9 protein-coding genes are annotated in these 15,785 nt (G+C 47.5%); 7 read left to right on the top strand and 2 right to left on the bottom strand.

Translation table 11 applies throughout. The features are described from left to right. Window positions 1-48: 48 nt before the first annotated feature. Together ACK3SD_RS02360 and ACK3SD_RS02355 are read right to left on the bottom strand one after the other, a co-directional pair. Entirely contained in the window at window positions 49-870 is an 822-nt protein-coding gene (locus ACK3SD_RS02360; protein ID WP_153752214.1) for a DUF932 domain-containing protein, read from the bottom strand. Window positions 871-961: 91 nt separating this feature from the next. After that, entirely contained in the window at window positions 962-1,825 is an 864-nt protein-coding gene (locus tag ACK3SD_RS02355) for a GTPase family protein (RefSeq protein ID WP_232960613.1), read from the bottom strand. A gap of 251 nt (window positions 1,826-2,076) precedes the next feature. Here ACK3SD_RS02355 and ACK3SD_RS02350 point away from each other — a divergent pair, with 251 nt between their 5' ends. From ACK3SD_RS02350 to ACK3SD_RS02320, 7 genes are all read left to right on the top strand, one after another. Continuing rightward, window positions 2,077-3,654, top strand: a complete 1,578-nt coding sequence (locus ACK3SD_RS02350) for a type I restriction-modification system subunit M (RefSeq protein WP_153752210.1) — start codon at window positions 2,077-2,079, stop codon at window positions 3,652-3,654. Next, window positions 3,651-4,946, top strand: a complete 1,296-nt coding sequence (locus ACK3SD_RS02345; RefSeq protein WP_232960614.1) for a restriction endonuclease subunit S — start codon at window positions 3,651-3,653, stop codon at window positions 4,944-4,946. The genes ACK3SD_RS02350 and ACK3SD_RS02345 overlap by 4 nt, the downstream gene beginning before the upstream one ends. 87 nt (window positions 4,947-5,033) lie before the next feature. Next, complete coding sequence (locus ACK3SD_RS02340) at window positions 5,034-8,150, top strand: HsdR family type I site-specific deoxyribonuclease (protein ID WP_481126631.1); 3,117 nt, start codon at window positions 5,034-5,036, stop codon at window positions 8,148-8,150. Between the two features lie 189 nt (window positions 8,151-8,339). Further along, complete coding sequence (locus ACK3SD_RS02335; protein WP_153752205.1) at window positions 8,340-9,680, top strand: DUF262 domain-containing protein; 1,341 nt, start codon at window positions 8,340-8,342, stop codon at window positions 9,678-9,680. After that, window positions 9,667-11,592 (top strand): GmrSD restriction endonuclease domain-containing protein, encoded by a 1,926-nt coding sequence (locus ACK3SD_RS02330; protein WP_153752203.1) that lies wholly within the window; start codon window positions 9,667-9,669, stop codon window positions 11,590-11,592. Before ACK3SD_RS02335 ends, ACK3SD_RS02330 begins: the two co-directional genes overlap by 14 nt. Before the next feature lie 319 nt (window positions 11,593-11,911). Beyond that, window positions 11,912-13,528, top strand: coding sequence for an anti-bacteriophage protein AbpA (gene abpA, locus ACK3SD_RS02325; protein WP_153752201.1), 1,617 nt, complete (start codon window positions 11,912-11,914; stop codon window positions 13,526-13,528). Continuing rightward, window positions 13,525-15,714 (top strand): DEAD/DEAH box helicase, encoded by a 2,190-nt coding sequence (locus ACK3SD_RS02320; protein WP_153752199.1) that lies wholly within the window; start codon window positions 13,525-13,527, stop codon window positions 15,712-15,714. The genes abpA and ACK3SD_RS02320 overlap by 4 nt, the downstream gene beginning before the upstream one ends. The last annotated feature ends 71 nt before the right edge of the window (window positions 15,715-15,785 follow it).

Genomic DNA, 15,785 nt, shown 5'->3' with positions numbered 1-15,785 from the left:
ATGCGGACAGGTGGTGTCCGATATTAACAACGTGTCAACATGAAACGGTCACCGCAGTTGCGTGAGCATCGCTTCCGCCATCACCCACAGTGCCCGGTTAAGTTTCACGTCCCCGTCTATACCGCGAACGGCCCGGGTATGTGACCGTCCCCCTTTGGCATTACGGCCACTGAGCCCGCCCTTAATCAGGTTCTCCTGAATACGCTGATACGTGGTCCACAGGTCGTTACTCTCATCCTGCCAGCGGCGCGGGGAGAGGATCTGCGATTCAGTCACCGGCTGGTGGTCTTCACCAAAGCGGTACGTCAGCGCGACTTTTGCCAGTGCCTGCTGCGCCGGTGGCGGCAACAGCAACGACTGCATCGCATCCCGCTTCTCCTCCACACGGTCAAAAATGCCCAGCACTTCATACGCGCCTTCAATCACTTGACTTACCACGTCCCCCTTGTGCGGCACCCGCACCTCGCCAAATGACTCACCACAGACAAGACCGTTCTGACATACTGCTCTGAATAACCCCGGCAGCATCTGGTACGAACTGGTGCCATCATGTGAATTCAGCAAAATGATTTCCGGCACCTGCTTACCGGTAATCTGCCCCTCCCGACGAAGGCGCAGCATGTGTTTCGTATGTTCACGACGACCCGGGTCACGTACCCGGGTCTGACAGGCAAAGAACGGCTGGAAGCCTTCGCGCTGCAGGCTGTCGAGCAGGGAGATGGTGGGTATATAGGTATAACGCTCACTACGGGACTCGTGTTTGTCCTCACTGAATACACTGGGCACCACGCGAAACAACTCTTCACGGGTTAAAGGGCGGTCGCGACGGATAAGATTTGCAGCGCCAAAGCGCGAAGCCAGACGGGTCATAAGCAGACTCCTCATAATGGGAAAACAAATAAAAGAAATCTCCGTCGCATCGGCGACAGGGTCAGGGAAATAACAGGGATGGGTTAAATACTCAGAAGAAGAAATCCCAGACTGCGCGGGCTACCGAGACCACGGTGGTGCGCACGGCCTGAATGACGGCCCGCACAGGTGCGGGTATCAGGGGAGAGGCACTGATGCTATCGAGTACGGCACCGACGGTTTCACCAAAATCGCTACGAGCCTGCTCCTGGACTATCGTCGTGCGAAAGGAAGACTGGAGTTGCGACACTACCGGGCTGGTGGCCTCACGTGGCAGGCACTTTATCATTCGCTCGGCCATCACCCGCAGCCCCCACTGTAGACGGACCGATAAGGCACACACCGGATGGACGGGCTGGAACAGCTCATGCAGCAGACAAATTTTGCGGCTGATATTCTGCTTCTGCTCTGTGGACAATGGCCCCCCACCGCTGGTGGGCTCGGCCTTATCCGACTGGCTGATAACAAACAGCACCTTATGCCGGAATGCCTCCCCAATTACCTGATGATAAAAATGTTCATCCACTGCCAGTGCCCGGTCATCGGCCTTAATCAGCCACAGCACCAGGTCGAGCCGGGGGAGTTGTTCGCGATACAGTGCAGCATACTCGGTATCGCGAGCGCCACTTTCGCCCACGCCGGGCAGATCCACCAGCGTCATATGGCGGTCGCCAACTTGCAGGCGAAAGCGCAGTGGCTCACGTGTACAGGCCGCCACATCGCTGACTGGTGATACCTCACTGGCAAACAGGGCATTGCACAGCGAGGACTTACCCGCTCCAGTTTTGCCCATAATGCCAATCACTGGCTCGTAGTGGGTTAACTGATTTATCTGTTGCAGAATGCGTTCAGACACCCATTGCGGCAAGCCAGAAAGTGAGTTCTGCAGCGGCTGCAGTCCTTCATAATTGTTCATCACTACTCCTATGAAAAATAAAACAAAAACGGCAGGACCATGAGGTTCTGCCGTTAATCAGGTATGTTCAGAAGAATGATATATATCCGAAGAGTTTTCTAATGCACACAAGTGTGGGGAATTGGTAGAGCCTACGAAGCCGATTATCGGGAAAAGGCATTATCTAACTTGATTATAGATACAGTCGATAAGAACAAATTGCGATAAAATCGCAGCAATAGCCGTAACCAAAAATCAATAACAGGATAAAAATGACTAGTCTTCAACAACGTGCAGAACTACACCGTCAAATCTGGGCAATTGCCAATGATGTTCGGGGGTCGGTCGATGGTTGGGATTTCAAACAATACGTCCTTGGTGCGCTCTTCTATCGCTTTATCAGTGAAAATTTTTCCAGCTACATTGAGGCCGGTGATGCTAGCGTCCACTATGCTGCACTGGATGACAGCATCATTACCGATGACATCAAAGATGATGCCATCAAAACCAAAGGCTATTTCATCTACCCGAGCCAGCTGTTCTGCAATGTTGCCGCTAAAGCGAATACCAACGACAGGCTAAACGCTGATTTAAATAGTATCTTCGTCGCTATTGAAAGCTCAGCCTACGGTTATCCGTCTGAAGCTGACATCAAAGGCCTGTTTGCTGATTTTGACACCACCAGTAACCGCTTGGGTAACACAGTCAAAGATAAAAATACCCGCCTAGCTGCTGTGTTGAAAGGTGTTGGGGGCTTAAAGCTGGGTGACTTTAACGACCACCAGATTGACCTGTTCGGTGATGCGTACGAGTTTTTGATTTCTAACTACGCGGCGAATGCTGGTAAGTCTGGTGGGGAGTTCTTCACACCACAGCACGTCTCTAAGCTGATAGCTCAACTGGCAATGCACGGTCAGACCCACGTCAACAAAATCTATGACCCGGCTGCAGGCTCGGGTTCACTGCTGTTGCAGGCGAAGAAGCAGTTTGATGATCACATCATTGAGGAAGGTTTTTTCGGTCAGGAGATTAACCATACGACGTTTAACCTAGCGCGTATGAACATGTTTCTTCACAACATTAACTACGACAAATTTGACATCAAGCTAGGGAATACACTGACTGAGCCACATTTCGGTGATAAGAAACCTTTTGATGCAATTGTCTCTAACCCTCCCTATTCGGTGAAGTGGATTGGCAGTGATGACCCGACGCTGATTAATGATGAACGTTTTGCTCCGGCAGGCGTACTCGCACCGAAATCTAAAGCCGACTTTGCGTTTGTACTTCATGCGCTGAACTACCTCTCAGCTAAAGGCCGTGCGGCGATTGTCTGCTTCCCGGGTATTTTCTACCGTGGCGGTGCGGAGCAAAAAATCCGCCAGTACCTAGTCGATAACAACTACGTTGAAACAGTGATTTCACTGGCACCGAATCTGTTCTTTGGCACCACTATTGCCGTTAACATTCTGGTACTGTCAAAGCACAAAACAGATACCAGTATACAGTTTATTGATGCCAGCGAGCTGTTTAAAAAAGAAACCAATAACAACATCCTGACCGACAACGATGATGAGGACAATCTAGGCCACATCCAGCAGATAATGCGAGTGTTCGCAAACAAAATGGATATCGACTATCTGGCAACATCGGTGCCTTTTGAAAAGGTTGCAGCTAATGGCTACAACCTATCTGTCAGCAGCTACGTGGAAGCCAAAAACACCCGAGAAATCGTTGATATTGCGGAACTGAATGCCGAGCTGAAAACTACCGTCGGCAAAATAGACCTGTTACGTAAAGATATTGATGCGATTGTGGCTGAGATTGAAGGCATTGAGGCGCAGGCATGAGCGAGTTGAGTTATCTGGAAAAACTGCTGGATGGAGTTGAGGTTGAATGGTTGCCATTGGGTGATCTAGGCGAACTAGTACGTGGAAATGGATTACCTAAATCTGATTTCACGGAGTCGGGAGTACCTGCCATTCACTACGGTCAAATATATACTTTTTACGGACTATCAACTGAAACTACAAAATCATTTGTTTCTCATCAAACAGCGGAAAAGCTAAAAAAAGTAAATCCTGGTGATGTTGTTATTACTAATACTAGTGAAAATTTTGAAGATGTTGGCAAGGCGTTGGTATACCTTGGAAAAGAACAAGCCGTTACTGGTGGGCACGCCACGATCTTCAAACCCAATAATGAAATTATTGGGAAATATTTTGCTTACTACACTCAAACGGGATTTTTTGCAAGCGAGAAAAGAAAGTACTCCAAAGGAACAAAAGTAATAGACGTATCGGCAACTGATATGGCGAAAATTACTATCCCAACCCCCTGCCCGAACAATCCGGAAAAGTCCCTCGCCATCCAGTCTGAAATTGTCCGGATTTTGGATAAATTTACCGCAATTACCGCTGAGCTTACCGCTGAGCTTACCGCTGAGCTTACCATGCGTAAAAAACAGTACAACTACTATCGCGACCAGCTACTGAGTTTTGATCAAGGTGAAGTTGAGTGGAAGCCGTTGGGGGACATTGGTGAATTTATTCGTGGAAAGCGCTTTACTAAAGCTGATTATGTGGAAGAAGGAATCAGCGTTATTCACTACGGTGAGATATATACGCGGTACGGTGTTTTTGCGACCCATGCCCATTCTCATGTCCGAGACGATATGGCTGAATCACTACGCTATGCAATGCCTGGTGATGTTGTAATGGCTGGTGTGGGTGAGACTGTTGAAGATGTTGGTAAGGCTGTGGCTTGGATTGGAAATGAAAAAGTAGCCATCCACGATGACAGTTATGCTCTTCGCCATTCAATGAACCCAAAGTTCATTTCTTATGTGATGCAAACAGCTGCATTCATTGATGATAAGGCGAAACATGTCTCTAGGGGAAAGGTCAATAGGTTATTAATTGATGGAATTGCAAAAGTCAAAATACCAATTCCATATCCCAATGACACTGAAAAATCACTCGCAGAACAGGCTAATATCGTCGCCATTCTCGATAAATTCGATACTCTGACCAGCTCAATCACCGAAGGCCTCCCACGTGAAATTGAGCTACGTCAGAAACAGTACGAATACTATCGTGACCTGCTGTTCAGTTTCCCAAAGCCTGAAGCCGTCAGCAACTGATTAACCGCTGATGCTGACTTTTTTATATGTGCCGGAAGCGACTCAATCCCTCTTCTGGCCTTTACCAACCGGCACACAGGATGCGCTATGACTCACAAAACCCACACCATTGCTGAATCCAATAACTTCATTGTTCTCGAGAAATACACCAGAACCTGGGAGTCTGTTGATAGCTACCAGAGCGAGTCAGACTTAGAGCGTGAAGTGATTCAGGATCTTCGCAATCAGGGCTATGAATTTCTTTCCGTTAAATCACCGACAGCGATGCTGGTCAATGTGCGGAAACAGCTTCAGAGCCTCAATAGTGTGGTGTTTAACGAAAACGAGTGGCGACGTTTCACGGAGCACTACCTGGACAGCCCGAGTGATAGCAGCCTCGATAAGACCCGTAAGATCCACATCGACTATATCTGCGATTTCACCTTCGATGACGGGCGGCTGGAAAATATCTACCTGATCGATAAAAAGAACCTCATGCGCAACAAAGTGCAGGTCATTCAGCAGTTTGAACAGAGCGGCTCACATGCTAACCGTTATGATATCACCATCCTGGTCAATGGTCTGCCACTGGTTCAAATCGAGCTGAAAAAACGCGGCGTAGCTATACGTGAAGCCTTTAACCAGATACACCGTTACAGCAAGGAAAGCTTTAACGGTGACAACTCACTGTTTAAATACCTGCAACTGTTTGTCATTTCCAACGGCACCGATACCCGCTACTTTGCCAATACCACAAAACGGGATAAGAACAGTTTCGACTTCACCATGAACTGGGCGAAGTCCGATAACACGCTGATTAAAGATCTAAAGGACTTTACTGCCACTTTTTTCCAGAAGCATACCCTGCTCAATGTATTGTTTGACTACAGCGTGTTTGACAGCAACCAGACGCTGCTGGTGATGCGCCCGTATCAGATTGCCGCCACCGAGCGAATTTTATGGAAAATTAACAGCTCCTATAAAGCCAAAAACTGGTCAACCCCAGAAAGCGGCGGTTTTATCTGGCATACCACCGGCTCAGGTAAAACCCTGACCAGCTTTAAAGCCGCACGTCTGGCGACCGAACTGGACTTCATTGATAAAGTCTTCTTTGTTGTCGACCGTAAAGACCTCGATTTCCAGACCATGAAGGAATATCAGCGCTTCTCCCCGGACAGCGTCAATGGTTCTGACAATACTGCAGGCCTTAAAAGGAATCTGGATAAAGACGATAACAAAATTATCGTCACCACAATTCAGAAGCTGAATAACCTGATGAAAGCGGAAGCCGACTTATCGGTCTATCAGCAACAGGTCGTCTTCATTTTCGATGAGTGCCACCGCAGCCAGTTTGGTGAGGCCCAGAAGAACCTGAAAAAGAAATTCAAACGCTTTTATCAGTTTGGTTTCACCGGCACGCCCATTTTCCCGCAAAACGCATTGGGCGCTGAAACCACCGCCAGCGTGTTTGGCCGCGAACTGCATTCTTACGTGATTACCGATGCGATTCGTGATGAGAAAGTGCTGAAATTCAAGGTGGATTATAACGATGTCCGCCCGCAGTTTAAGTCGCTTGAAAACGAAACCGACGACAAGAAACTCACGACAGCTGAAAACAATCAGGCTTTTCTACATCCGCGCCGTATTGAGGAAATTACCCGCTATATTCTTGCTAACTACCGTCAGAAAACCCATCGTACTTTTCCGGGGGCAAAAGGGTTCAACGCCATGTTTGCGGTTAGCAGTGTGGATGCAGCCAAAGCCTATTATGAAGCCTTTAAGCAGTTACAGCAGGGGCCAGAAAATCATACTGACACCCGTAAACCACTTAGGGTAGCGACCATCTATTCATTCGCTGCGAATGAAGAACAGAATGCGGTCGGTGACATTACCGATGAAAGTTTCGATGTCAGTGCCATGAACAGCAGCGCCAAAGAATTTCTTGATGCGGCCATTGACGACTATAACCGTCATTTCAAAACCAATTTCAGTACCGACAGTAATGGCTTCCAGAACTATTATCGTGATTTAGCCCAGCGCGTGAAGAAACAGGATATTGACCTGTTAATTGTCGTGGGCATGTTCTTAACCGGCTTCGATGCTCCAACTATGAATACCCTGTTTGTGGATAAGAATCTGCGCTATCACGGCTTGATGCAGGCATTCTCACGCACCAACCGCATTTATGATGCCACCAAAACCTTCGGCAATATCGTGACCTTCCGTAATCTGGAACACGCGACGATTGACGCTATCACGCTGTTTGGTGATAAGAATACCAAAAACGTGGTGCTGGAAAAGAGCTACACAGAGTACATGGAAGGCTTTAACGATATCGTCACCGGTGAAGCGAAACGTGGTTTTATGACTGTAGTCTCAGAGCTGGAGCAACGGTTCCCAGACCCGGCGAATATTGACAGCGAGAAAGAGAGAAAGTCCTTCGTTAAGCTGTTTGGTGAGTATCTGAGAGCGGAAAACATTCTGCAAAACTATGACGAATTTACCACGTTAAAAGTGCTCCAGAAGGTCGATACCAGCAACCCGGAGGCACTCGAAGCCTTCAAGGCCGAGCATTATATCGATGATGAGAAGCTCGCTGAATTACAGACTATTCGTCTTCCTGCCGAACGCAAGCTTCAGGACTACCGTTCAGCCTACAATGACATCCGCGACTGGCAGCGCCGCGAAAAGGCAGCGAATGATAAGGATGACTCAACCACCGACTGGGATGATGTGGTGTTTGAGGTAGATTTGTTGAAGTCTCAGGAGATTAACCTGGACTATATCCTCGGTCTGATATTCGAGCATAACAAACAGAACAAGAGCAAAGACGGGTTGACCGAAGAAGTCAGACGTCTTATCCGCTCAAGCCTAGGCAACCGAGCCAAAGAAGGGCTGGTCATTGATTTTATTCAGCAGACGAACCTAGATGAACTGTCAGATAAGGCTGGGATTATTGATGCGTTCTTCGCTTTTGCTCAGCGTGAACAGCAGCGTGAGGCAGACGCATTAATAAAAGAAGAAAACCTGAATGAAGAGGCTGCCAAACGCTATATCCGTACGTCCCTGAAACGAGAGTATGCCACCGATAATGGTACTGAGCTAAACGAGACGTTACCAAAACTCAGCCCGTTAAACCCGCAATATAAAACGAAAAAGCAGTCAGTGTTCCAGAAAATCGTCGCATTCATTGAGAAATTTAAAGGGGTGGGTGGGCAGATTTAAGCGTGGGGGTTTGAAGGATATTGGCACTGATAACCTGTCTGTGAGCACAGCACCTCGGACATGGATCCACCTATCACAATAAGGAAATGAGTTAATGACCTTCTGCGATAAACTAAAAATACATCTGGAAAACAGCCAGCAAAATCAACCCCAACTGACAGTTATGATTGTTGAGCAGGCATTGTAGTCATGGGAACTGTATCCTATCAGGTAAAAAAAATCGGGATGCTGCTAGAGCAGCGCCTCGCTATTCCGTCATACCAGCGCCCCTACAAATGGAAACAAAAACACGTCAATCAACTAATTGATGATGTGTTAACCCACCAAAATAAACAGAGCTACCGCCTTGGGACTGTGGTGTTGCACCGGGATAAGTTAAAACCTGCTTATGAAGGTGAGCTCGATATCGTTGATGGTCAGCAGCGCCTTCTGACCTTAACCTTGCTTTGCTCAGTGCTCGATCAGAGTGGTGAGTTTTCAACGCCCCTGTTGGAACAATCTTTTGCTTCAAGGGTTAGCATCAATAACCTTGAGCACAATGCCAAAGTCATTGAGAACCGCCTCGTGGGACTAAATGATAACGAGCGCAAATCACTACTTCACTTCGTGTGTAACAAGTGTGAACTGATCGAAGTGACGCTCGATGATTTGAGCGAAGCCTTTCAGTTTTTCGACTCGCAAAACGCCAGGGGTAAGGCCCTCGCGCCCCATGACTTACTAAAGGCATACCATTTGCGCGAAATGATGGATGCTACAGAGCAAGCGGAACGACTACACCACGTTAGCCTGTGGGAGCAAGGAGTCAGTCCGGATGATGAATCCGCTAATCTACACCTCATTATGGGCGAGTATTTGTTCCGCATGCGCCGATGGCTGGATGGCGATTATGGCGTGCAGTTCAGCCGCCACAATCTTGAAGTGTTCAAAGGCGTCAACCTCTCCACCTCTGATTACCACTATCTGCAGTCTCTGCTCGCCCTGGATTTTGCAGTTGAGCACTACAATAACGACCCTATCAGGAAGTGGGACAAGCAGAAAAAAACTTATCCGTTTCAGGTTAATCAGTTAATAATTAACGGAAAGCGCTTTTTTGAGTATATCCAGCACTACAAATCCCTGCATCACACCCTATTTGAAGGTGACAACGCACTGCTTGGCAATTTCTTAAAAAAACATACCCGCTACGCTGGCAGTTCACGCAAAGGGGATATGTATATTAAAAATCTCTTTATGTGTGCAGTGATGGCCTATTACGATAAGTTTGGCGATAAAGAATTAATTCAAGCCGCAACAATCTGTTTTTGTTGGAGTTACTACTTGCGCTTGCAATATCAAAAAATCGGCATGGACAGTGTTGATGGCTATGCGCGTGAGCCCCGAGGACTATTGAGAGTGCTCGATAAAGCGATCCACCCACAACAATTCCTACGCTTTCAGCCAACGCGTTGTATAAACATTCGTTTTCAAAATGCCAAACCCGTAGAAGATTCAATCGCTCAGATGCAGGGAGAAGTACATGCCACTGAGTAACGATTTAGCCTTGCTGACCATCGAACAGTTATTCAGCGCTGATAGCCATTATGTTATCCCTATTTATCAGCGTAACTACGCCTGGGGCGCGCAGGAGATTGAACAGCTTATTCGGGACATTGCCGATGCTGCTGAAGCCCTTAAAAATGCAGAGCAACAGGAAGACCCGAAATACTATCTGGGCAGCTTGGTGGTATATGTCCGAGATGGCGCTGATAGCGCACACCAAGGCGTAATAGTCTATGAAACGATTGATGGGCAGCAAAGGTACACAACGCTGTCGATTTTGCTCGCATACTTAAAAAAAGTTGCTTGCTGCAGCGAACAAGATTTATCCCCGCTTCACCTAAATCTCGACTTTGACAGCCGTCCTAAATCAGCCCGAACGCTACATAACCTGTTTCAACAGGCTCAGAGCAATGATCCTGAAGAACCCTCAATCCGAGCGGCGTTTACTATTATTGAACGCTACTTTGAGAAAGAGAACATAGACACCAACAACTTTTGCCGATATCTACTCCAGCGCGTCACTATTTTGCGGGTTCCGGTGCCAACAGAGACTGATCTCAACCACTACTTTGAGATCATGAATAACCGAGGTGAACAGCTAGAAAAACACGAAGTGTTGAAAGCGAAATTGATGTCAGTTTACAACGGTGAAACTGCCGCAAGAAACGGCTTTTCTGCCATATGGGATGCCTGCGCTGACATGAATCGATATGTGCAATTGGGCTTTAGCTCAGAGGCTCGCAAAGCATTATTTGGTGAGCAGTGGCTAGGATTCCCGGCGAGTTTTGAGGTGATAAAATGCGCGATAGAAACTAATCGTGATACAGACGAAAAGCTGACTATACGGGATATTATCGAAAGACGACGCTTTCATCACACTGATGACAACGATGAAAAAGCAAAAGAGCAGCGTTTTGATTCGATTATCGATTTCTCCAACTTCCTACTGCATGTGCTAAAAGTGACAGTGGATAATGACGTGTCATTGGACGATAAAAAACTACTTCAGGCATTTGAAATCATAAAAAATGACCGAAAAAAAATCACCCAGTTTGCTTTTAACTTGCTGAAGTTTAGAGTCTTGTTTGACCGCTATATCATTAAGCGCGATCAGGCTGAGAAGTGGAGCCTGCTGACACTTGAGTACTATGCCAGAGACAGGAATTCGAGCTTCAGCTACAACAACTCTTTCGATCAAGATGAACTGTCTGGTGTAAACAAACAACTAGCGATGATCTTGTCGATGTTCCATGTCTCCCACCCTGCCTATGTTTACAAGCGATGGCTCAATCGCTCGCTGGCCATTTTGAATACTCTGGCTTTGGATCAACTGAACGTTGACGGAGCGGCTTACCTCAGAGAGCTTGAGCAACTCAGCCATGAGTTTTTGGCTGAGATTTGTGGTGAAAAGGAGCAATTCGATTCAGAGGCTCTGCACCGCGGTACCGGTGTGCAGAACTTTGTGTTCAATTTGCTCGATTATCGTTTGTGGCGTGATCTTAATGCTGGCCAATCATTTGATGGTAAAGGGCTTAATAATCCCGAGATTAAAAAGCATTTTGACGGCTTCCAGTTTTCACCGAGTCGAACGTCGGTTGAACACTACTTTCCTCAAACCGATCCTTCTGGCGCAAACCAAATGGGGGATGATGTCCATCGTTTCGGTAACCTCTGCCTGATCTCACCAAGCAGCAACTCGAGACTTAGTAATTATTCGCCGGCAGACAAGAAAAAATTCTACGTCGAAACAGAGCGAGCAGAGAGCTTAAAACAAGCAATCATGATGAGCTATGAGGAGTGGGGGCCGGAGGGACAAGGCTTTAAAAACATAGCAAGCCATGAATACGCGATGCTGACATTGCTCAAAGAGCATCGAGATATGACCCTACCAACCAGGAAATAATGCGTGCAACTGTGTTTTATAATATCAAGTGTGATTACAATCGCTGGCGGTGCCATAGTGCCGTTGGCGGTCTCAGCTCTGAACGATTTGAAAACCAAAAACCTGATTAGGGCTGTGTCTACCTTACGTGAGGTGGAACAGTATGTTATACAACCAAATTAGACGTCAGGATTCCAATATTTATGGAATCCTGAAAAGCTTGATACCTGCGACCGAGAATAGTTGTGAAGTATTTAGATCACTGGTGATGATGCAGTGAACCGATTGGACTGTGTCATAACATCTTCCTAGTTTTCGCAAAATTGTCACGGATGTCTAAATGGAGTCGAACGATTCAGGCGGAGTAGCCGCCAAGCACGGTTTCTTATTTCAGGACTGCGTAGCCGCTTACCATGTCACCAGAATGCTTCGTGACAAGACTATTCGCAGTGTTCGCTGCGAGGTCACAGACGATATCGACATTGTATCTGATGGATACATCGACTTCGTTCAGGTAAAAAGCACCGGCAAAGCACGTTGGAACATTTCGGACATCGTTCAGAATTCAAAAGGTGCTGATAAAAAGACGATCCCCTGCAGTTCAATTTTGCACAAATCAATGCAGTGTGAGCCTGACCCGGCCCTTGGACGTAGGTACTCCATCGTCACAGAGGAAAAGGTCAACAAAACCCTTGAGTACTTGACGATCAGCCCAAACGCCCGACTAGATAAGCTAGGTAGACAGGAACTCATCAATGATCTCAACAAGCGCACGAACAATTATTTAACAGACTCAGGTATAAGCGTTTCAGATTGGATCGATGCGGCTAAATGGGAAGTGTTTTCATCCCTGAGAGAACTTGAACTTCTGGGGATCAAGAACATACGGCTGGCCTCCCAAGATCTACATGGGGTCATTCTCAGTTCCGAAACTGTCGCCGAAGACATTTGGTGCCGCATCCTTGATACCGTGACGCGCAAGGGCGAGCATTCTCGACGCATTCACAGTGCTGATGACAAGTCCTACTTACGACCAGACCTGCTTGAGTGGTTCAAGCAGCGTGTCGAAGATGACCAATCTCGGTCAGGCCGCAAAATCTACGTCAAACGGGACTTACCCCACATCCTTACGCCATTTAGAGCGCCTATGGCTTCGGTCTGCGCTAAGCGTAAAGGCCAGGTTCTACATCAGCAGTACTCGCTTAAGAAATACCGCTACAAGCACATCGCGGATAACGTCTGCCAATGGTTGGATGAGGTCTTTCTCCGACCAAAAGAAATGTCTGATATTCATAAACTGACATTCATTGAAAAGCGAGAACGACTAAAGAATTCCGTCTTCAAGTCGCTCCATGACGTCAGCGAATTCCTGGGGCGAGTGTTGTTGCATGCAACGATCCGGCAGCACCACGAAAGCCAGCCTATCCCTTGCATGCTATACGTGGAAAAAGCAGGGGCCGAAAAAATTCTTGAAAACGTGCATATCGTTCGCCGCGATCCAGAAGGTGATCAGCTTTGGATTGGCTTCAGCGAGTTGGTGACTGATATTGACATTGCCGTCAGATTGCCGGAGATACGGGATCAGTTGTACGAGGACATTTCGGATTGCATCGATACAGCACGCAGAAAGATCCTCGACATTAAAGACGATAACTACCTGCTTCGCCACGATATTGACGAAATTCTTGATGGCAGCCAACCTTTCGATGCTCACCTCGATCGTTTCACGTTTGTTCTGTTCGTGGGCTACAACTCGAATCTGCTTACCGAGCCAGAAACGCCGGGGTTCGAGGGTGACCTGGAGAAGGAAACGACGGCGCTATTCGAAAAATTCGCGGCTGACCTTATCGAGGATTCGCCGTTTGCGAATCTTTGCATCCACGTATTCATTTATCCAGCCCCGAGTCTTGAGCGGTTAACCCAATTGGTTGATGAGAAGGTGAGAGAGGTTATATGACAGAGGTCTATGAACAGGCGAAACATAGCCTGCAGGGTGAGGACTTCTCATCTTTCAATTATCTGTTTGCGGTTAACAAGCTGTTGTCTAATCCTGTTTCGTATGACTTGGGACGGGACTTGATCGTGCGAGCTCTCGATTCGCGCGAACTATTTTCCGAGCACACCACAATTTTGAAAAATATGGTGAGAAAATCAGGTTTGTTCCCGTATCTCAAAAAGGAGTTCACTGGCCTGACACCGGATGACCTAAGGGTGCTTGAGCTATACCAGACCCCATTCTCGAATGGTTATGTTTTCCACTCAATGCAGTTCCACATATTTGATCTGCTTAAGTCCGGTCAAAACGTGGTGCTGAGCGCACCTACAAGCATGGGCAAAAGCGCAATCGTCGATTCATTGCTCGGCATGGGAACCTTGAAACGGCTTGTTCTGGTTGTTCCGACAGTGGCTCTTGCCGACGAAACCCGTCGCCGACTGCAAGAGCGATTCGGTGACCGATATCAGATCATCCACCACAGTTCCCAAGTGTGCCATTCCGATCAGGCTGTTTACGTGTTAACTCAGGAGCGAGTGAACGAGCGTGACGACATCGTCAACATTGACCTCTTCGTCATTGACGAGTTTTACAAGTTGGCGTTCCGACAACTGAAAAGCGGGGACATTGATCATCAAGACGAACGAGTCATCGAGCTCAACATTGCGTTGAGCAAACTGCTTAAGGTCTCCAGGCAGTTTTACCTGACTGGACCGTTCGTTAACAGCATTCGCGGTCTCGAAAGACTTGGGTATCCGCATACTTTCGTTTCTACCGACTTCAATACAGTCGCGCTAGATGTTAAGACGTTCGGCATCAAAGCGAATGACGACAAAGCCAAGCTCAACGCGCTAGGGGAAATCGCGCACGCATGCGTCGACGCAACGATCATTTATTGCAAGTCACCAACTGTTGCGGGCCAGGTGGCGCGCGAGCTGATCAGGCTTGGGCATGGCACTCCGACTGAGAGTCCTCATGTCGACTGGGTCAGAGAAGAGTTCGATGCCGACTGGGATTACACAGTCGCACTTAGAAACGGTATTGGCTTGCATTTTGGCGCGCTACCGAGGGCACTGCAGCAATACACCGCCGACCAATTCAATGCTGGAAAACTGCGCTTTTTACTCTGCACCTCCACGATCATTGAAGGAGTCAACACTATCGCTAAGAACGTCGTAATCTACGACAACCGCGATGGAACTCGCAGCATTGACAAATTCACCCATGGGAACATCAAAGGGCGCGCCGGGCGCATGGGCGTTCACTTCGTAGGCAAAATATTTTGCCTAGAGGAAATCCCGGAAGACAACCTCAATCAAGAGGTGGATATTCCGCTCGGTATTCAGGACATTGATACTCCAATCAACCTCTTAGCCAGCGTTCAACCAGACCACTTGTCCGAGTTTTCACAGGATCGCTTTGATGAGGTTTTCATAAACGACCGTGTTTCCATCGACCTTGTGAAGAAGCATTCGTACTTCCGTGTCGAGCAGTTCGAAATGCTGCAAAGTATGTTCGAGATGATGGACGACAACGAATTTTCCTCGTTGGTGTTTCACTGGACCCCCGCGACAAACTTTCTCAAGACCTTTGCAAAAATCATTGCCAGACTGGTTCCCCATACGTTCAGTCGCAATGGGGTCCCTGTTAATCCCACGGATGTCATGATCGCCAAACTTGCCGGTTATTTAAGTGCTGAAAGTTATTCGGAATATCTGAAAAATCAGATCGATTACGCACGACAGTGGGTTTCTGAAGGGGAGAAGCGCACTCTTTCCATTGCCCTCAACAATGATTTAAAGCTCATAACCAATACTTTCGGTTACACGTTACCTAAAGTGCTCAGCTTGATGGAGGATGTAGTTAAATACCACGCTTTGAAGCGAGGTATGCGCAGCAAAGTCGATTACACACATGTCAAATTGGCGTTCGAAAGTTTCCATCTACCACCAGGTGTCAATGCCTTAGAAGAGATTGGCATTCCCATTCAGACGTTACACCGACTGGTAGACTTGCTGGAATTTTCCGACGAGGCTGATGTGGATGAGTTGAGCCAGTATCTTCGGGATACTCAGGACATTTGGAGTAGATCGATTGGGTACGTTGATCAGATGTTTATCAGGCGCGCGCTCGGTATTAGACGACATTGATTTAGGTACGTTTGTCTACGGAACGCGGGAAAGCGACATTTTTGAATAACTCACATCTTCGGTAGGCTAGG

Source organism: Chimaeribacter sp. YP20170169 (genome assembly GCF_056739715.1).
Note: the sequence above shows the minus strand (reverse complement) of the source record. Positions and strands in the feature narration are given on the sequence as shown.

Bases quoted from the DNA above. Each gene is read 5' to 3' on its own strand.
- ACK3SD_RS02360 (WP_153752214.1), bottom strand. From the start codon at position 870: ATGACCCGTCTGGCTTCGCGCTTTGGCGCTGCAAATCTTATCCGTCGC.
- ACK3SD_RS02355 (WP_232960613.1), bottom strand. From the start codon at position 1,825: ATGAACAATTATGAAGGACTGCAGCCGCTGCAGAACTCACTTTCTGGC.
- ACK3SD_RS02350 (WP_153752210.1), top strand. From the start codon at position 2,077: ATGACTAGTCTTCAACAACGTGCAGAACTACACCGTCAAATCTGGGCA.
- ACK3SD_RS02345 (WP_232960614.1), top strand. From the start codon at position 3,651: ATGAGCGAGTTGAGTTATCTGGAAAAACTGCTGGATGGAGTTGAGGTT.
- ACK3SD_RS02340 (WP_481126631.1), top strand. From the start codon at position 5,034: ATGACTCACAAAACCCACACCATTGCTGAATCCAATAACTTCATTGTT.
- ACK3SD_RS02335 (WP_153752205.1), top strand. From the start codon at position 8,340: ATGGGAACTGTATCCTATCAGGTAAAAAAAATCGGGATGCTGCTAGAG.
- ACK3SD_RS02330 (WP_153752203.1), top strand. From the start codon at position 9,667: ATGCCACTGAGTAACGATTTAGCCTTGCTGACCATCGAACAGTTATTC.
- abpA (WP_153752201.1), top strand. From the start codon at position 11,912: ATGGAGTCGAACGATTCAGGCGGAGTAGCCGCCAAGCACGGTTTCTTA.
- ACK3SD_RS02320 (WP_153752199.1), top strand. From the start codon at position 13,525: ATGACAGAGGTCTATGAACAGGCGAAACATAGCCTGCAGGGTGAGGAC.